The organism is Bacillus sp. GW823-FHT06A11 (genome assembly GCF_058795355.1).
The window spans coordinates 66,391-86,228 of record NZ_JBXAHS010000009.1 but is presented as its reverse complement, the minus strand read 5'-3'; the positions used below and the strand labels follow the sequence as shown (position 1 = coordinate 86,228).

Below are 19,838 nucleotides of genomic sequence, written 5' to 3'. Positions count from 1 at the left end.
AAAAGCTTATTATGTAACAAATATTAATAATTAAAGATTATAATTTTTCACCAGTAGATTCCCTCCTAAACTTTCGTGAAGGTAGATAGCTCCAGAACCTTTCCAATTTATTTAATTATTTGATTTCAATGGAATATTATGTTAGAAGAGGGAATTACAAAGAATCTAGTCAAAAGTTTTTAAGCATTTTTATTAAATTATACTCTGCGGTTTATAACAGCAAACCTGTCACTCTAAATTAATAGCTTCAAAACAAAAAAAGCCGCTTACTTTAGTGGCTTTTTTGTGGGTAATGAAGATCAAATACTAAATTGAAACACAATCCGTTACGCATTCACTGAGAGGTTGACCGCTTACATTAATTATTTTAGCATAGTTGGATTCGATTGAATGTTCCAATCTAGTGAACTTTCAAATCCCAATTCGATCAGCACATTCTAATATAGCTGGAGGTTCATGGATTTATGAAATGTTTTTATAAAGGCGTCCCACCCACATTTTAACGAAAATATACTCTAAGCAAATTTCGACAAAAAATGAGCCGGATTTTCTACTCTAAGAAAAATCCGGCTCTTATTTTTAGACTTGTTGTAAAGGACGAAGAGATTCTAACGTTGTAGTATCTTTCATATTAAATCGATACTCACCTAAAAAGTTGATATGCTCCCATCCTAGTGGTGAGATATGTTTTAATAGTTCTTCGTTAAAACCATGCGTACTTCTTAACATTTCTACAGCTTTGCTTAAATATACGGTATTCCATATAATGATGGCATTAATGAGAATACTTAATACACTTGCTCGTTGCAACTGATCTTGGAGAGCACGTTCACGGAATTCACCGTGTTTCCCAAAAAAGATTGCTCTTGCTAGTGAATTCATTGCTTCCCCTTTGTTTAATCCTCGTTGAACTTTTCTACGTAACGTTTTATCTGAAAGATAATCTAAAATAAAGATAGTCTTTTCAATTCTACCCATTTCTCTTAATGCCTTTGCTACTTTATTCTGGCGAGTATAAGAACCTAACTTTCCCATAATTAGTGCACCGGACACTTTTCCTTCTCGAATTGAATGGGCTATACGTAAAACATCATCATAATTTTCATAGATCAATTTCATATTCACTTGTCCCCGTATAAGACCTTCTATATTTGAAAAATCTTTAGGTGAACCAATTGTATACAATTTAGAACTCGATAAGTCCCTTAATCGGGGTGCAAAACGGAATCCTAACAGGTGAGTTAAGCCAAATACTTGGTCAGTATAGCCGGCTGTATCCGTATAATGCTCTTCAATTATTAAATCAGATTCATGATGAAGTAACCCATCAATCACATGTATAGCATCTCTTGCATTCGTGTTAATAACTTTTGTGTAAAAGGAAGAAAATTGATCACTTACGAATCTATATATAGTCGCTCCTTTACCAGATCCATAGTGTGGATTCGAGCTAGCACTCAAAGAGGATACCCCAATTTGAACCCGCATTCCGTCCGATGATGAAGTAGTACCGTCACCCCAATAAGAAGCCAAGGGTAGCCGATGTTGAAAATTAACCAATATTGCTTGTGCACGATTTAATGCATCATCGTACATACGCCACTGACTTGCATTAGCTAACTGATGATAAGAGATATTTGGTGTAGCCTCTGCCATTTTCGTAAGTCCAATATTTGTTCCCATAGCCATAAGTGAAGCAAGAGAAATAATGATTTCTTCCCCTTTAGGTGGTTTGTTTGTGGATGCGTGAATAAATTGTTGCTCGAAGCCTGTCCAGTTCGCTACTTCTAGAAGTAGGTCTGTAAGCTTAACCCGAGGTAACATGTGATAGAGCTTGGCACTTAGTTGTTTGGCTTCCTCTGGAGTATCCTTTTCCAAACGCTGGAGGTGTAGGTTTCCCTTGTCAATATCAACTCCATCTAGTGAGTGAGCATTGTTAGAGAATGTTTCAATTCGCTTTAATAGAGTTTGTGTTCGTTCCGCTATATACTCATCGGCATGTGTAGCAACTGCTAAACGTGTCCCTATTTCTTTACTATCAATCCAATCTTGAGATGGTACTAAGTATTCATCAAAATCTTTATGCTGCCGGCTTCCCACAATAGAAATATCCCCAGAACGTACATAATTCCGTAGTTCGGTAAATGCAGCTAATTCATAGAAATGTCGATTAATGTTTCCATCTTCGTCGTATATATGTTTTTGCCATCTGTTTGAAACAAAAGCTAATGGGGCTCCTTGTGATACTTTACGTTTTCCTGAGTCATTTAGTTCACGGATGACGTCTAAAGCGTTTAATACAGACTTAGCATAATTTGTAGACTGAAATTCTAAGGCTCTAAGTAATGTAGGAGTATATTTTCGTAGGTAATTGTATCGGCTTTCTAATAAATCAAGATAATCATAATTTATAGGTCGAGACAGTTGTTTAGCTTCCTCTACAGAAGCTACAAATTTATCCCAGGGCATGACTGTTTCTAATACCACAAAAGGATTCACATTTTCTTCTTTAGCTTTAATTAATGCAGTTCCTAAGTCTGCATAATGAAGAATTTTTTCATTTAGCGCTTTTCCGTTTTTTTTATGGATCTCCTCTTGCTGCTTTCTTCCCTTTAATTGAAGATTCATCATTTGTTTATCATGAATCTCAAAAGCTTGATCAATTAAGTCCTGAGTTAAATCGAATAGATAAGCCACCAATATGGCATACTTTTTTATCTCTTTAAACCTTCGAAATGAGAAAGCTTCATAGCGTGCTCCCATTCGAGATAGTTGTCGTAGTCGATTAGGATGTATCCCTTTTGTATTAATGTTTAACTGTAGTCCTTTTATGTATTCTAAGCGCTCAATAACCTTTAAAAAAGATTCTGGTGAAAATTGCCCAGGTACTTCTTTTAACCAAGCTAAATAAGTTTTTGAAGAGTTAGGCATGAAATGGAGCAACCCACTTAGTTTTTCCTTTTGTGAAAAGGTTAAAGATGATGTTAGCGTCTTAAATATGCTTTTCTCTGCTCGTTTACGTGTTTCCCATATTGCTCGTTCTATAATTGCCATCGAAGGAAGTATAATCTTCCAAGTACGGAGTTCTTGAAATGCTGTTTCAATAAGATATGTTGTATTTCCATTATTTAATGCATGTGGTTGAAGAAATTTAGATAACTTTCGATAGTCAGTAATTGTAAAGTTACGAAAACCGTATTCTTTTCGAATCTCTTCTATATGTTCATATCGTGTAGCATCTCGTTGAGCATAGAGTCCCCAATCTTCTGTATTTACACCAATTTGTGTAGCTACAAATTCTAAAACGACATTCGGAATATCTCCTACATCAGATAGGGGCCATCCTGAATATCGTAAAACACTTAATTGAATAGCAAAACCTAGACGATTATAGTCCCTCCGATGGCGATTAATGATTTTGATATCATGCTGACTGAAAGAAAAGTATGTACTTAATATCCATTCGCTTATATCAGAGGGAATTTGCATATATTGCTTTCGTTCTTCTGCTGTAAGAAGTTCTCTTACTCTCACATACATTAGAAGCCATCCCCTTTGTATTTGTTATTTCGCTTTCTGCAGATATCGATACAATGTAGCTCTTGAAACACCTAAGGTGTTACATATATCTTCAGTAGAATAATTTGGATCCTTCATTAAAGATTTAGCCATAGAAACCTGAGTTGTATCCATCACTTTAGGTCTCCCCCCCAGACGACCACGTGCACGAGCTGCTGACAATCCAGCTTGTGTACGTTCTTGAATCATTTCTCGTTCAAATTCAGCTAATGCTCCGAATACGTGGAAAATGAGTTTCCCTCCACTTGTAGAAGTATCCATATTTTCTTGAAGACTTCGAAAGGCAATTCCTTCTTCATTTAATATATTGATGGTTTCAATAAGGTGCTTAAGGGAACGACCTAAGCGATCTAATTTCCAAACTACTAATGTATCGCCCTCGCGTACGTAATCAAGAGCTTCATCTAATCCAGAGCGAGATGATGTAGCTCCACTTACTACATCAGTAAAAATCCGTTTGCACCCAGCTTGTATAAGAGCATCTTTCTGTAAGTCCAAATTTTGATCATGTGTGGATACACGAGCGTAGCCAATTAACAAATTATCACCCCCATATTCTTTTGTATTGTCTCATAACTCATAAGATAAAGGAATAATGAGATTTTGATTTTAAGACAAGTTTTGAGACTGGAAATATAGCATTCTTTTAACATCGAATAGAAAAAATAAAAAAGTCTCAAAAACGGAGGTTTCTGAGACTTCTTTATTTTTTATCTGCTGTTCCATAAACAATGTTTTAGATAATAAAATAAAGTACTAAGCTTTCGATATGAAAGCTTACATCCCTGAATCATAATTTTTATAGAAGTGAAAACGGAAGCCCAAAAGTAGCAACTTTATAATAGATGAAAATTACTCTTTATGTTTTGTTAGACCTTCTGATAAACATTCAATCATCTTTTTCATCATCTTCGAAAAAGTCGGTTCTCCAATTTCTTGACGATGTAATGGAATAAGTATGGTTGTCCGAAAAAGGCCAATAAGTACTTCGGGATCATCTTCTGTAACACCTTTTTCCTGTAAAAATTTCACAAACTCTAAAGAACTATTTAAATCTTCATTTGCATGTTTATCTAGAAGTTCCTTAGGAAGTCTTTTCACAATTCGATCATATTCACCTCTTTGATAAAGACTTTGTAAAAATGGGTTTTGTTCTATAGTTTTAAAAGATAATTCAAAGAAACGAATTAAAAGTTCTTTTGGTGGTAGAGACTCACACATAATTTCTGAAATAATTGTACTTTTTACTTCTTCCTCTTTTCGCAATACTGCGTAAAACAGCTCTTCTTTTGATGAATAATATGAATAAAAAGAACCCTTTGCGATTCCACATGCATTTACTATGTCATCAATACTAGTTTTAGAGAATCCATATTGAATAAACAGTTCTTTACTCTTAACGAGAAGATTTTCATGTATCTGTTTTCTCTGCTCAGATGAAATTCTTGCCATAATGTATCCCCACCTATTTTTATTTGACTATTTATAGACATTTAGTCAAATATCTGATAGGTTTATTTTATTGAATTATTTGTATTTTGTAAATACATAAATGTTAGCTGTGATAAAAGGTTAAATTATACTAAATAAAGGGGAAAAGACATGGCAACAAAAAATAATATATTAATTCATGGATTTGTTGCACCGGGATTTGAACTGGTAAAGGATGAGTTTATTAGAAACTTTAGTGAAAGAAGGGAAGTTGGAGCGGCCTTTTCTGTATACATTAATAATGAAGCAGTCGTTGATTTATGGGGTGGATATCGAGATCGACAAACTCGTGCGGAATGGGAAAAAGATACACTTGTTCAAGTGTTTTCAGCTACAAAAGGTTTTTCTGCATTGGCTTTAAGTTTAGCGCATTCGAGAGGTTACATTAACTATGATGAGAAAGTGTGTTCATATTGGCCTGAGTTTGCTCAGAATGGAAAAGACAAAATAACCGTTAGACAGCTCTTAGCACATCAAGCTGGATTGTCACCTCTCAATGAACTTAAAATTGATATGTTAGAAGACTTAGATACCTCTCGTCTATCAAATTCCCTTGCTGCAAGCAAACCTGCATGGGAGGTTGGGAAAATTCAAGGCTATCATGCCTGGACAATTGGAACCTTAATTGGAGAACTGATTAAAAGAACAGACCCTAGACATAGGACCCTAAAAGATTTCTTTCAAGAAGAAATCGCAGAACCACTAAAGGCAGAGTTTTATATTGGTCTTCCTAAAGATATTTCTGAAGAGAAAATAACAACTATTGAAGGAATAAATCACCCCATTCAGTTACTTAAGGGGATGACAAAGTTACCTATAAAAATGTTACTTGGTTTTCTTAATACAAAGTCATTAGTAGCTAGAAGTTTAGTAGATCCAAAAAAATTCGTAGCAAATGATAATTTTAATCATCGTCCTATTTTATCTATAGAATTCCCTTCAGGAAATGGAGTGGGGCAAGTGAGAGCAATGGCAAAAATTTATGGTGCTTTTGCCAGTGGTGCAAAAACTCTCGGATTAAGGGAAGAAACAATAAATGAATTAAGGAAAAGAGCTATCCCTCCGACATCAGGGTATTATGATCATGTGAATTGTATAAACATAGCCTATTCTTTGGGATTTTGGAAACACTTTTCAGATATGAAATTCGGGCGAAGTGAAAGCTCTTTTGGTCACCCAGGCGCAGGAGGATCATTCTGTTTTGCCGATCCAGATGAAAAGTTAGGTTATGCTTACGCGATGAACAAACATGGATTTGGCATGGCCAATGAACCAAGAGAACTCGCACTAAGAAAAGCCTTATACAGTTGCCTCTGAAAAAAATACGTAAAAATAGTTAGGGATATATTCATTTCATACGGTTTTTAGCTATGAATAGTGAAATAAACATTAAGTATTCAACAGTTTAAATAGAACGAGTCATCTTTTTATTTTAAGAAAAAAGATGACTCGTTTTATGATGACATTCGCTTAGCGTATATTTTCGTTAAAATGTGGGCGGGACCCCATAAACTAATTAATGTGAAATTTATATCATGTATTTTTCATATAATAAAACTTCATTTCAAGCGAAATATATATAATATTTAAACCCTTTGGTTTTTGGATAGGGAAAAGAATAAGAGTTCAGCAATACAAAATTGCTAACCCCTTATTCTTTATTCTTTCCTATTCTGCCTAAACTATCTTTAATAGTTGTTTCCCCAAGTTGTGTATATAGCAAAGCTGTATCTTGACTGGTATGCCCAAGTTGCTGCATCACTTGTAATGAATCCTTTTCTTCCATATATAATTTGTTTGCCAATGTATGTCTTAATTTATGGGGAGACATTCTTTTACCGTAGGCCTTAGTATATTTTTCTACTATATCTTGGATAGCTCTAACCGAAAGTGGCTGAGCAGTATGTTTATACTTCGATAAAAATACATTTTTTAATTCTTTTCCTGGGGCATATTTGTTATCTCTAATTTCCATATATTTTTCAAGATCATTCAATGCAATCGGGGTAATCCATACTGAATCTTCTTTATTTCCTTTGCGGATTACATCAATTAGTCTTTCTTTTAGGTTTATATCCTCCATACGAAGATCTGCTAATTCACTTACACGAATACCACTACCAAGAAAGAGGGAGAGGATAGCTACATCACGATCTTTGTCTCTTAGAAAATAGAACAACTGATGTTTTGTTAAAGATTTTTCATGTTCGTACTTAACGTAATTCAAAAATTCTTGATCGTCATCATTATGAAATATCTTAGATCTCATACGTTTTGCACGGGCATTTAATGTTTCTTTATCTTTATGTATTTCAATTTTGGCCATTACATTTCTATAAAAATAACATTCTCCTTCATCATTCTCTGATAGGGAAGTAAGGTACTTGAATAAAGACTTTAAGGCTGAAATTTTTCTATTAACAGAGGAATTCTGCATGTTTTGTTGTAGTTTTAAAAATCTCATAAAGTTCTCAACATCTTTTTTCTTTAAATTCTCCAAATCAGAGAAGGATATGTCTTTAATGGGCTTAAATTCAATAATTTGCTCAGATAATAGCCAGTTAAAGAAGACTCTAAAATCATATACATAATTCAGTAGGGTGGAGGGAGAGGCATCATGCAATTCTTTGTACTCCACAAATTCTTCTATGTAAAAGGGCATTTCATTTAGATTCTCGTATAATTTTTTACGATGTACGGATTTTTGACGTTGCTTGCTGTAATCCATAAAAATCACCTCATATATACTATAACAGAAAAATACACGAACGCAAGTTCGCGTAAAATTCAATTTTTACACAAACTTACTTACATAATTAAATTATGGAATACTAAAATATGCTCAAAACTGAATGGTATGTGTAGTTAGTCAAATGAAAATTATAGCTAACTAAATGATAAATTTGTATAAGACCATAAAAATTAGTGCAAAAACTACATATAAATGTATGTAAAATAAAACAATTTTTATATATAAATTCATACAAAAAATCAATATATGAAAACAGTTTAAAATTCGTTATCTAACATGAATTGGTTAATTTAATCATGATTATAAAGAGTTAAATAGATCAACATAAGAAAAACTTTTATAAATTTAAATGTAATTTACTATAAAATTTTGCAATGAGTAATTTAGTATTTGATAATTTCTATATAAAATATGAATTATATGGACACATACCAATATGTGAAGATCAATGCTAACGAGCTCGAAATCCCTAAATACTGTACTAGATTTTTATTTATATATCTTATTGTTCGTAAAAACGGTATTTCGTGCAAACTTATAATTATTAGAAAAATAGTAGCTTTACTATTATCTTCCTATTGTTGATTAGCCCTTATTTGTTTTCTAGCTAGTGCTTCAATTACATCTTTAATATCTTTCTCAAGGGATCTTACTGAATATGATGAAATCATACTCTCACCCTTTCATATATCAATTATGTTTAGGATATATACTCAAAAAATATAAAGTGATATTGTAAGCAGAATGAAAAATATCAAAAAGTTGATTTAGAAAAAGCACTGCCAAAGTCTTCAGCAATGCATTTCGATTAGACGTACTACGATAATGAACGTCTACTTTCTTCTATACGTTTGCTCATGAATAGAATACAAATTTGTATTTAACACGAGTTCTGTATGTTCTTTTTTAACATAATAACGATATAATTCTATCTCTCTATCAAATTTAAAGTTTCACTTCGAAGTGTACTATTATCTTTAAATATTCCTTTATAAGACGAAGTTATAGTCATTGAACCAGGTTTTTTTACACCTCTCATTGTCATACACATATGCTCAGCTTCAATTACTACAATTACTCCTTTTGGCTCTAAAGTTTCAAAAATTACATTAGCTAATTCATTGGTTATTCTTTCCTGCAATTGTGGTCTTTTGCATATAGTTTCTAAAGCTCTAGCCAATTTGCTTAACCCAGTTACTTTTCCATTATTAGGAATATAACCTATATGAGCGCTTCCAAAAAAAGGTACTAAATGATGTTCACACATAGAATAGAATGGAATTTCTTTAACTAATACCAATTCTTCATGATTTTCATTAAATATTTTTAACAAGTGTTCAGAAGGGTTTTGACCTAAACCTTGAAAAACTTCTTTATACATTTTTGCTACTCGCTTTGGGGTTTCCAAAATACCTTCCCTATTAATATCTTCTCCAATTGCTTCAAGAATCATTTTTACTGCTACTTCAATTTTGTCAGTATCTATTTCTACACTTTGGATTGTTTTTAAGCTCATATATTATCTCCACCTTATTAATTTATTCATTATATACTCTTATTTATACGCCTCGTTTATTTCCCCATACTAACGCGTGAAGTTGAGGTAATACTTTTGCATCATTCATTTCTTTACACTGTACAGTTTTTTCAATCAACCGTTCATATTTCTGTAATAAGTTTTTAATAAGCGCTGCATCATCCATCGTTTTCGTATCATCGTTACCAACTTGTAAAAAAAATGGTACATGCGGATATCGCTTGTGTACCTTTACTGCATATTCAAAATCGTAATCTTCAAATACAACTACTTTTAAACTAAAATCTTTTCTTTCTAATTTACGAATAATAGAATCTAGTATTATAAAATCTGTTTTCATCTTTGAACTTGGTGGTTTAGGCGAAATTGTCACTTCTTCAATTTGAAGTAACCATTCTTGCCACTTACTCCCTTGCGTCTCAATCGCTGTACGAATTCCATTCTCTTTTAATACAGGAAGAAGAAACTGAATATTTTTCAGCAAAACAGGATTCCCACCTGAAATTGTAACGTGAGAAAAATTTTCTCCACCAATTTCAACAAGTTCATTCCAAATTTCTTCTGGCGCCATTTGTCTAACTTGTTGTTTTGCTGAGCCATCCCATGTAAAGGCTGAATCGCACCAAGAGCAGCTATAGTCACAACCTGCTGTGCGAATGAACATCGTTTTTTGTCCGATAACCATTCCTTCTCCTTGAATGGTTGGGCCAAATATCTCCAACACAGGAATCTTACTCATCAAGTATCCACTCCCGTCTTACTTCTGCATAACTCGTTGGTGTTTCAAAAAGACGTACGAATTCGACACGAGCTCCTTTATATTCTTCTGCTCGATACCCTTTTGTTAATGCTTCCGCCATCTTTTCATAAATCCAGACAACCATATTTTCCGCAGTCGTATTCATCACTGGTAATGTCTCATTTAAATAGCGATGATCTAAATAAATTTCGATTTCATTTTTCCAAATTTCTTTTATATCTCCAAAGTCAATTGCAATTCCAATATCATTTACATATCCACTAATCCCAAATACAACTTTATATGTATGACCATGTAAATTTTTGCATTTCCCTTCATAACAGTGCAAATGGTGTGCTGCATCAAATGTAAATTCCTTGCTGACCATTACTCTTTTATTATGGTATTTTAATTGCTCAAGCTGAATATCCTTGTCCATTTTTTGCAAATTTTCAACAATGCGAAACCCGAAAAAGTTTTCCATTATTTATTCCCCTCTTTGCGTTCTTGTAGATACGTATCTAACCCTGCTTTACGAAGTTGACATGCTGGACATTCACCGCAACCATCACCTATGATTCCGTTATAACATGTTAATGTCTTTTCTCTAATAAACTCGAATGCGCCAAGTTCATCAGATAATTTCCATGTGTCTGCTTTATCAATCCACATAAGTGGTGTATGAATGACAAATGGATAATCCATAGATAAATTTAATGTAACATTTAACGATTTCACAAACACGTCACGGCAATCTGGATAACCACTAAAATCAGTTTCACATACACCCGTTACAATATGACGAGCTCCAACTTGTTTTGCTAATACTGCAGCAAATGATAAGAATAGTAAATTCCGCCCATCTACAAATGTCGATGGTAATTCACCTTCTTCGTGTGTAATCTCCATATCTATTCTTGTTAACGCACTTGGAGATAGCTGATTTAGTAGGCTCATATCTATCACTGTATGTTTAATGCCAAGCTCGTTCCCAATTTTCTCTGCACAATCAATTTCTAACTCATGACGTTGATTGTAGTTAAATGTTACAGCCTCCACCTCCGCAAACTGTTGCATTGCCCAAAATAAACATGTTGTGCTATCTTGTCCACCACTAAAAACAACTATTGCTTTATCATTAGAGTACATTTTATTCTCCCCTTAACTACTTGCACTGTTATAATATCTTAAGGCAAACTTCCAAAAATAAATTGAAATAATAAAAAATCCAATAGAATAACCTATTAACATGAATACATCGTTTAGTTCTAATCGATTAATTAAAGCATAAGTTGGAATATTACTAACAATAACAATAGGAAAAATAAATAAAAAAACAAAACGACTTATTCCTTTATATAAGGAAGATGGGTATCTAAGTAATGTCATAGTACCAAGAAATAACTCATGCATACCTTCAACTTTGGTTAACCATATAGATAAAGTCATTAAAATAAACCACATAGAATACGAGAGTATAATCCCTAAAAACAATAGACCCAAGAAAGAAAATCCATTTACAATACTAACACTCTCTCCCTTTTGTAATAATGCATAACTAATTAACAGTATGGCTGGTAAACAGTTCCCTAAATTCCCTAAATCAAGCTTTCTTAATGAAACTAGAAATTGACTATTAATAGGTTTAAACAATATCTGATCTAAACTTCCTTGGTTAACTAAACTCGGTATATAAGGTAGATTATTAATAAAAAGAGTAAACATCAAAGATTTTATCAACTCACTTGTTCCAATTAACAAATAAATATCATTTGTATTCCAACCATTAATATTACCAAAACTATCAAATATACTATTAAAGAATACTAATGTAACAATGAACCAAACAACGCTATCTACTATATTTAAAAAAAAGTTAACTCTATACATCATAATATTACTTAAATTAATTTTAAGAATTGCTTTTAACATTTTTAAATATCTAATCATATTTATGCACCAACAGATTCATATTTATTTAACCCCTTCTTCCAAAGTACTCTAATAAGGACATAGAAAACTAAAGACCATATCACTTGTGAAATTAATCCATTTACAATTTCAGCGCTACTTAAATTTCCTAAATATACATTTACAGGAAAGTGAATTAAGTATGAAAAAGGTAAAAACTGAGTTATTGTATTTAACGGAGCTGGTAAAAATTCAAGTGGAATAAGCGATCCAGATAATAATTCTAATACTATATCTACAGTAAAGAAAAAGGATGATATCTCTACAAAGTAAAATGAGAAGAGTGATATCAAATAATAAATCATATAATATAGTATTAATGCTCCTACTATTGAAAGAATGAACAGGAAAGTATATTTTAGGGTTGGCAAAAGGAAATAATCCCTGTTCAGGAATATTATCGGTATTATCGGTATCACTGACATCACTAAATGAATAATTTTGTTACCTAAATTATGACTGAACCAATATCCAAAATATGAAAATGGTTTTATTAGATATTTTGATAATTCACCAGATTGTATTTCATCATTTATCGACCAGTGCATTTCAGGAATTAGCAAAAGTTCAATTAACTTAGCAATTATTACATAAGTAATCATCATTTCAAGAGTATAACCTTGAATATTGCTTTGTGTTTCAAAGAGGGAATGCCACAATAGTATTAAAGCCACAAGCGGTATTAAACCAAAAATCATATATAATACAACATTCATGCGATACTGAAAAACCGCTTGAAATGAAAGCATCATTGGTTTTAAATACTTCTTCATACTGTTATTTTCACTCCAGTCGATTCCATTGAATAAATATCTTCAATGAGGTCTTGTGATGACATTTCAGTCAAATTGTAGTCAATAACATTGAACTCTTTTAATATGCTAGAAATGGTCTCGTTCACTAACTTTTCTTGCACTTTTATTGTTACACTAAATTTATCCGACTCTTTAACTTCTCCATATTTCTTAAGATTTTGAGAATCTATTTCATTTTCAAAGCTAAGATATATATATTTATAACTCTTAATTTCTTCTTTTATTTTTTGGAAATTGTTATTAAAAACAACTTCTCCATTCTTCAATATTATTAATTCTTCACATAACTCATATATATCCGGGAAATAATGACTGGTTATTACAACTGTTGTATTTCTTTCTTTGCAATAATTTTTGAGGAAATTCCTGATATTCTTTTGAGCGAGAAAATCCAATCCAATAGTCGGTTCATCTAAAAATAATATCTTAGGTGAGTGTAAGATTGATGCAATTAACTCACATTTCATTCTCTCTCCTAACGATAGATTCCTTACTGGCGATTTAAGAATTTCTAATACCCCAAGATTTTTAGCTAATTCATCTACATTCTTTTTAAACTCTGTATCAGACAGTTCATATATTTCTTTATGTAATAAAAACGTTTCGTAAGGAGAAAGATCCCACCATAGCTGATTTTTTTGACCTAAAACAACACCAATAGACTTTAAAAATTCCTTCTTCTTATCATGGGGGTTAAATCCATTTACTAAGATTGTCCCGGAAGTAGGTTTAATTAACCCAACCATGGCTTTCATTAAGGTAGACTTACCAGCACCATTCGCGCCAATAAGCCCTATTATTTTACCTTCTTTTACTTTAAATGACACATCACTTAAAGCCGTAACCTTGACTTTTTCTCTTTTAAATAAACTTTTAAAAGAGTTTATTAATCCTTCTTCAATTTTTACTCTTTCAAAAGTTTTTGATACGTTTTCAATTTCAATCATATCCATCTTCTCTCTCCTTTTTACTACTTACTTACCACTCTAAAAACTTCTGCAAATTGAACTCCTGCCTGCATACCCCTATAAGAATTTAGCCCTAAAACTCCATCAACCAAATTTAATGTTTTAAGTTGGGATTCATATTTTTTAATTGATGCTTTTTTCAGTTCAATAAACCTGGTAATATCTTTTACAACCTGATAGTTTTTCATGGGAGTCCATACTTCATACTGTAAACACATCGGAGCACAATTCTCTTTTAAGAACCCTGATTGACACAGAAATATTGCTTCTGATACAACTTCATTTACTATCCGATGATCCCTATCACTTTCCATATCATGGGGGAAATAAATAAAATTAGGCTTATATTTTGAGATTTCATGGATAATTTCTTCCACAAAATCTAAAGAATACACAAGTGATCTGTCTTGTTTCTTTAAAAATTTAACATTTTCTTTTTCTATCCCTAATGTATTACAAGCATTTATACACTCGTTCTCTCTATTTGAAATAATTTCATTTAAATCCCCTCTCCCCCCAGATAAATCTCCTTTTGTAATTATTATTACTTTTACATGTTCACCCTTACTAATAGCTTGAGCAATTGTTCCACCACAGCCAATGACTTCATCGTCATGGTGTGGCGCTATAACTAAATGTTTTTTTACAATACCCTTCACTCAGCATCACCTTTATTGAACAGGTAAATTACTTACCTATTATTTAAATTAAAAATTATCTACTCTGGAGTAAACTAACTGGATACATTTTATTTCCACTAGAAAAATATACTTTTTTAAAAGCGTCTATTTTCATTGTATATCGTTAAAATTTTCCCCTTGCTGCCTACACTCGTACACCATAAATTCACTATTCCTTCCAAAAGGATTTTTATTGTAATCACCATAAAAATTTTTTATATTGAATCCTTCTATCTCTAAGAGATACTGCATTTCGGATGGTAAAGTATATTTTGCAAGAAATCTAAAATTTTTTTCACTTAAAAAATTATCTGCTATATCATAAACCTCAAAATAACAAGTGGTTTCAACTATTTGCTTATAATGATCTGCTTTTACGACATCCCATGATTTAATTTTATATTTTTTAAAATTCTCTCCTTTAATAGGACTATTTCCCCCATCACTCACTCTCTTAGAATAAGGAAGAATAGTTGGAGGTGTAATAATATCGAAAACAAAAATCCCGCCTTCTTTTAATAGTAATTTAATGTTCCTAAGAGCTAATTTTTGTTGTGACGATGTAAGTAAATATTCAAATACACCACCAGACATAAATATAAAATCAAATTTTCTTTCAGACTTAAAATCTGTAGCAGAAGAAACCTTAAATTCTATTTTATCCTTAATATTTGGCATCTCCTCTAACTTCTTACTGGCTTTTTCAATCATTCCTGCTGATATATCAACACTAGTTACATTCGCACCTTTTTCAGCAAGAATAAAAGACAATCTACCAGTACCGCACCCCAAATCTAAAACTTCATCATTTGGTTTTACCAAACCACTGTAAAAATCAAAAATACCATCAGGTTCTGGGATGATAATGTCGTACAATTCAGAAATTTCATCGTATTGTTGCTGCATTGTTTTCCTCCTTAATTCATTTCTTTTCTATATCCCCTATAAAAGGCAAGCTGCCAAAAGATGAGATAGAAAGCAGTTAAATAACCGTATTTTTTTTTGATATACTTATATGAGTTAATAATGGACTTCATTTTATTTTTAGGTTCATAATAACCATCTTTTTTGTGTAAAACCCCACGTGCATGACCTACACCATAATTAAATGAACTTTTCAAATCTTGCTTAATGCTTAACTCTGGATGAATAATTCTTGCTTTATCATCATATAAAATCTTAAGATTTGCAGATTTAACTCTAATATCAAAATCATAATCCTCTGTCCAAGATAAATTCTCATCAAAATAATATCCATTTACCTTCGCTAAGATTTTTTTATTAAATGCCAATGGAGGTGAATATGCATTTTTTTTGCAAGTATGTATATGTCTTGCGCGTGCAATGATTTTTCCAATTTTGCTGTTAAAGGAAAACATCACCCTTCCTTTAGCCAAAGGTCCTGTATCTAATAATTCGAATAATTTATTGATGGTACCTGGCATAAAAACACAATCTGAATCCATAATTAACACATTATCTTTACTAGAAATTTCAATTCCATAATTATAAGCTTTTGCTAAATTAGGTGTAGGTAATTCCCCAATTACTGCATTGCTAGAATAAGCGATTTTTTTTACTTCTTCTGTTGCACCATTTAAGACAACGACAACCTCTACATTTTCATCAATACTTTTTAAACACTTTTCCAATCTAACATCATTATAAGCTGGTATTACTATTGATAGATTCAACATATCTACTCACCCTATTTAAACAATTATCCATACTACTCAAAACTTCATCTAAACAATAAAATTCCCCTGAATCCTTTAACTCGACTAATTTATCTTTATTATTTCTATATGTTTCTATATCGGGGGTTAAAAGAAAAGTAATTCCTAGATCCATACAAATATCTTTAATCACAGGAGCCATTGAATATTTTTTTACCGGTATACCATATTGTACTACTACATCGTATGAATTTGATTCTAGGTAGCTCCTAATTCTTTGTATCAATTTATCCCTATATTCTTTCATTAATTCTTCATAAATTACTGGATCCTCAATGTCATCCATCCAATCGTACGCACAAAAAGTAGGATTCATTTGGTATTCATATGGTATAATTCCCGCATTTGATAGAATAATTGGATGAACCATTGGGTATTTATTTGTAACTTCTCTAATTTTTTTACCAATATATGAAAAATCATATGGTTTAGCCCAAGAACAAACTTGTAAAAAAGCAATTCTTTTCCCTTGAGGCTTTTCGTAATATTCCCCACAAAAATATTCCTGCCATGTATTGAACTCTTCGTGATGAATATACTTTGAGCAAGCTCCTCGTTTAAAAACTGTTTCCTCTTTTATTAAATCTAATAGTATATATTCTGGGTAGTTAGGATAACCTTTTTTATTAAGTACCGAATCCTTTACCCTTTCATCCTGTAGATTAGAATAATTTCTATTTCTCAAAATCTCTCCTCCTTTATTTAAGAATTAAAAATGAACCTAATAAAAGGGCATCCATCTCTGATCCATAAAATGACCTAATGGCATCACTTGGGTTACATATAATTGGTTCTTTTCCTACATTAAACGATGTATTCATAACTGCTGGAATTCCTGTTTTCTGGTAAAAGTTATAGATTGTTTCATAATAATCAGAATTCATACCCTTTGTAACTACTTGAGCCCTTGTTGACCCATCAACATGAACTATCGCTGGAACTAAATGATGTACCTCTTTTTTAACAGTAGAATTTAACAGCATATAAGGGTTATTTATTTTTTCTTCTAATACTACAGAAGCGTTTTCATCTATGATGCTAGGAGCCAATGGTCTCCATTGCTCTCTTTTCTTAATAGTATTTACTTTATTTAACATATCCCTATTCTGAGGGTTAGCTATTATGCTTCTATTTCCTAAAGCTCTAGGACCGAATTCCATCTTTCCAGAAAATCTTCCTATTATCTTATTTTGAATTAATAACTCGGAGCATTTATCATACTTATTAGAACCTAATTCTATATATGATAAATTATATTTTTTTAATATATTTAAGATACTAGAATCAGGAAATTCCGGACCAGAATATACATGATTTTCAGTGAACATAGGCGCTATTCCATTTTCGGCAAGAAACCATGTAGCTGCTCCAATACTTACCCCACTATCTGAGGCACCTGGTTGAATGTACAAATTATTCACTTCTGGTAAATCAGCTATAATTCTATTCGCTATACAATTTAATGCTACTCCTCCCGAAAGACACAAATTATCAATTCCAGTTAGATGAACAGCTTTTTTTACAAGCTTAACAATCGCTCTTTCCAAGGCTGCCTGACCTGAGGCTGCAATATTTTTATATTCCATTACTGATGAATTCATTAATAGGATTGAATCTATTGAATTATATTCATATTTAATATGATTAGGAGCCATTTTTGTTATACTATTAATAGCTTTTATCCAATCTTTTAATACAGAAAAATATTTACCATTCATACTAACTGTATTTTTATTTGGTTTCAAAGGATTTTCCAGTATTTCAGGAAATTCAAATATTTCTTCCCCATATGAAGATAGGCCCATTAACTTCCCTTCATTATGCCTCCCTAAACCTGAAAACACAGTTAATGCTTCATAAAAAATACCTAAAGAATGTTCCAACGGGTATTTTTCTAGTACTTCTATTATATTACCTTTTCCTTTTGCTATCGTTATTGACTCTTCTTCTCCACTTCCATCTATAACTATTATGGTAGCTTCATTGAATCCCGAACTAAAGAACGCACCAGAAGCATGTGCCAAATGATGAGAACACATATGGATTTGAGGATCTTTATCTCTCTTAAAAATTCCCTTCGGAAAAATCTTTTCAAGACATTCTTCTTTGTTAAGCTTCTTTGAATACTTTTCAAAATATAGTTGTTCTACATCCCATCCCATAACAATATGTTCTACTTCATTTGGAGTAATTTTAGCTTCCTTTAAACAATAAGCTATTGAATTATATGGAATTTTATCTAATGCCTTTTTTTGACGAATAAACCTTTCTTCTTCAGCTGCAGCTATTAATTTACCATTATAAAATAAACACGCACTTGCATCATGAATATCAAAGTCCCATCCATTGACTCCTAAAACATACATTATATTACCTCGCAGTTATTTTATATTTTTCTTCTAATCTCATAATATTCTTGCGGAAATAGGATTGGTTTATCTATTAATCGTACAAAAACCAACATATCCGTTTGAATATATAAATTTTGGAATGTCTCTTTGGAAAAACCAATGCTATCCAAGTCCTTTTTTATTAATTCTTCATCAATGTAAGGCTCTTCAGCCACTTTATAAGAACTTAAATCGTGAATAATTTCTTTTAAATAAAAGCCTAAAGAGGTCAAGAAATTCTGCAAATAAACCGCCCTATTGCCTAATCTTTTAACACTTATATTTAAAAAAATTAAATCACCCTTTTGACCTTTTAATAATTCATTAGCTCTATTTAACCACAAATCTAACCCTCTACCATCATCTATAGGGTCACAATGTATTGCATCATACTTATTCCTTAAATCTTCTATAACTTCATTTCTAACATCAAAATTATAAAAATTAATATCATTACTTTCACTTTCCAAATATTCAATCAACTCTTCGTCAATATCTCCTACACTTATTTCTCTGTTTTTATATTGTTCAAGGGCCAAACTTGTATAATCATCGTCTCCGCAAAAAAAGATATTTTTATTAGATGATAACTCTTGATTTATTATTTCAGCTCTCCTCAGTGAACTATCCCAAGTAGCTTTAAATTGAGCATAATTTTTTTTGTTTATTTTATTCGTATATACTGTATTAGGAAAAGCGGTTGGTTCATATAAAATACTACTTGTGAAATCTTGTGAAAACCTTATTTTATTTTCTATAATTTCAACTAAATTTCTTTCTTTTAATACTTTTAATAATCTTAAAGCCACACTTAAAGTCCCAGTTATTTTGACTAGATCATCTAAAGTATCTACAGTATTAATGGACTTCCAAATTATAAATTCAAATTGTTTTTCACTAATTTCATACCATTTTTTCCAAAAATTCAAAAGTACCCCTCTGTTTTTTAATTTTGGTACTTTATCTAACTCTTCTTCATAGTCTAATTCAATAAATCTTTCATATAATAAAATAATTTTATTTTCTTTCATACTGTATACCCTACCTTAAAAAAAGTTACATATACAGTTAAACTGCATATGTAACCTCCTTATTTTAAAACTTAACCTAATGTCTTGCCTGCACGAATTAGTAAATCCTCTTCATCTAATTCAAGATCTTCAAGCTCTAGCATTTCTTC

The 19,838-nt window shown here is 31.8% G+C and carries 18 protein-coding genes; 1 reads left to right on the top strand and 17 read right to left on the bottom strand.

Annotated features, from left to right (window positions below):
• Window positions 1-579 precede the first annotated feature (579 nt).
• The 3 genes from AC1Q8L_RS27215 to AC1Q8L_RS27205 all read right to left on the bottom strand — a co-directional run bounded on the left by AC1Q8L_RS27215 (window position 580) and on the right by AC1Q8L_RS27205 (window position 5,031).
• Window positions 580-3,540 carry a Tn3 family transposase gene (locus AC1Q8L_RS27215; protein ID WP_492339531.1) on the bottom strand — a complete coding sequence of 987 codons (2,961 nt, stop codon included), beginning with the start codon at window positions 3,538-3,540 and terminating at the stop codon, window positions 580-582.
• 24 nt (window positions 3,541-3,564) lie between these two features.
• Window positions 3,565-4,119: a recombinase family protein gene (locus AC1Q8L_RS27210; protein ID WP_098312205.1), complete on the bottom strand. Its 555-nt coding sequence runs from the start codon at window positions 4,117-4,119 to the stop codon at window positions 3,565-3,567.
• 312 nt (window positions 4,120-4,431) lie between these two features.
• Entirely contained in the window at window positions 4,432-5,031 is a 600-nt protein-coding gene (locus AC1Q8L_RS27205) for a TetR/AcrR family transcriptional regulator (RefSeq protein ID WP_098312204.1), read from the bottom strand.
• 150 nt (window positions 5,032-5,181) lie between these two features.
• Here AC1Q8L_RS27205 and AC1Q8L_RS27200 point away from each other — a divergent pair, with 150 nt between their 5' ends.
• Window positions 5,182-6,387, top strand: coding sequence for a serine hydrolase domain-containing protein (locus AC1Q8L_RS27200; RefSeq protein ID WP_098312203.1), 1,206 nt, complete (start codon window positions 5,182-5,184; stop codon window positions 6,385-6,387).
• A 334-nt stretch (window positions 6,388-6,721) separates the two neighbouring features.
• On the opposite strand, the gene xerS is transcribed toward AC1Q8L_RS27200, so the two are convergent.
• From xerS to AC1Q8L_RS27130, 14 genes are all read right to left on the bottom strand, one after another.
• Window positions 6,722-7,798, bottom strand: coding sequence for a tyrosine recombinase XerS (gene xerS / locus AC1Q8L_RS27195; protein WP_000386596.1), 1,077 nt, complete (start codon window positions 7,796-7,798; stop codon window positions 6,722-6,724).
• A 952-nt stretch (window positions 7,799-8,750) separates the two neighbouring features.
• A complete protein-coding gene (folE, locus tag AC1Q8L_RS27190; RefSeq protein ID WP_000054144.1) occupies window positions 8,751-9,338 on the bottom strand; it encodes a GTP cyclohydrolase I FolE in 588 nt (195 codons plus the stop codon).
• A gap of 43 nt (window positions 9,339-9,381) precedes the next feature.
• Window positions 9,382-10,098 carry a 7-carboxy-7-deazaguanine synthase QueE gene (gene queE, locus AC1Q8L_RS27185; protein ID WP_098212073.1) on the bottom strand — a complete coding sequence of 239 codons (717 nt, stop codon included), beginning with the start codon at window positions 10,096-10,098 and terminating at the stop codon, window positions 9,382-9,384.
• The gene (gene queD / locus AC1Q8L_RS27180) at window positions 10,091-10,582 is read right to left on the bottom strand and encodes a 6-carboxytetrahydropterin synthase QueD (RefSeq protein ID WP_016513434.1); all 492 of its coding nucleotides are present in this window, start codon (window positions 10,580-10,582) and stop codon (window positions 10,091-10,093) included. Before queD ends, queE begins: the two co-directional genes overlap by 8 nt.
• Window positions 10,582-11,247, bottom strand: a complete 666-nt coding sequence (gene queC, locus AC1Q8L_RS27175) for a 7-cyano-7-deazaguanine synthase QueC (protein WP_151614271.1) — start codon at window positions 11,245-11,247, stop codon at window positions 10,582-10,584. Before queC ends, queD begins: the two co-directional genes overlap by 1 nt.
• 12 nt (window positions 11,248-11,259) lie before the next feature.
• Window positions 11,260-12,048, bottom strand: coding sequence for an ABC transporter permease (locus AC1Q8L_RS27170; protein WP_000621954.1), 789 nt, complete (start codon window positions 12,046-12,048; stop codon window positions 11,260-11,262).
• Window positions 12,049-12,050: 2 nt separating this feature from the next.
• Window positions 12,051-12,842: an ABC transporter permease gene (locus AC1Q8L_RS27165; protein ID WP_016083415.1), complete on the bottom strand. Its 792-nt coding sequence runs from the start codon at window positions 12,840-12,842 to the stop codon at window positions 12,051-12,053.
• Window positions 12,839-13,837: an ABC transporter ATP-binding protein gene (locus AC1Q8L_RS27160; RefSeq protein WP_151614272.1), complete on the bottom strand. Its 999-nt coding sequence runs from the start codon at window positions 13,835-13,837 to the stop codon at window positions 12,839-12,841. The genes AC1Q8L_RS27165 and AC1Q8L_RS27160 overlap by 4 nt, the downstream gene beginning before the upstream one ends.
• A gap of 17 nt (window positions 13,838-13,854) precedes the next feature.
• Window positions 13,855-14,511, bottom strand: coding sequence for a PIG-L deacetylase family protein (locus tag AC1Q8L_RS27155; protein WP_016083417.1), 657 nt, complete (start codon window positions 14,509-14,511; stop codon window positions 13,855-13,857).
• Window positions 14,512-14,643: 132 nt separating this feature from the next.
• Window positions 14,644-15,438: a class I SAM-dependent methyltransferase gene (locus tag AC1Q8L_RS27150; RefSeq protein ID WP_016083418.1), complete on the bottom strand. Its 795-nt coding sequence runs from the start codon at window positions 15,436-15,438 to the stop codon at window positions 14,644-14,646.
• Between the two features lie 11 nt (window positions 15,439-15,449).
• A complete protein-coding gene (locus AC1Q8L_RS27145; RefSeq protein ID WP_151614273.1) occupies window positions 15,450-16,229 on the bottom strand; it encodes a glycosyltransferase family 2 protein in 780 nt (259 codons plus the stop codon).
• Complete coding sequence (locus tag AC1Q8L_RS27140; RefSeq protein WP_151614274.1) at window positions 16,195-16,953, bottom strand: DUF5591 domain-containing protein; 759 nt, start codon at window positions 16,951-16,953, stop codon at window positions 16,195-16,197. Before AC1Q8L_RS27140 ends, AC1Q8L_RS27145 begins: the two co-directional genes overlap by 35 nt.
• A gap of 13 nt (window positions 16,954-16,966) precedes the next feature.
• The gene (locus AC1Q8L_RS27135; RefSeq protein WP_151614275.1) at window positions 16,967-18,634 is read right to left on the bottom strand and encodes a carbamoyltransferase family protein; all 1,668 of its coding nucleotides are present in this window, start codon (window positions 18,632-18,634) and stop codon (window positions 16,967-16,969) included.
• A gap of 20 nt (window positions 18,635-18,654) precedes the next feature.
• A complete protein-coding gene (locus AC1Q8L_RS27130) occupies window positions 18,655-19,689 on the bottom strand; it encodes a bis-aminopropyl spermidine synthase family protein (protein ID WP_151614276.1) in 1,035 nt (344 codons plus the stop codon).
• Window positions 19,690-19,838: the final 149 nt, after the last annotated feature.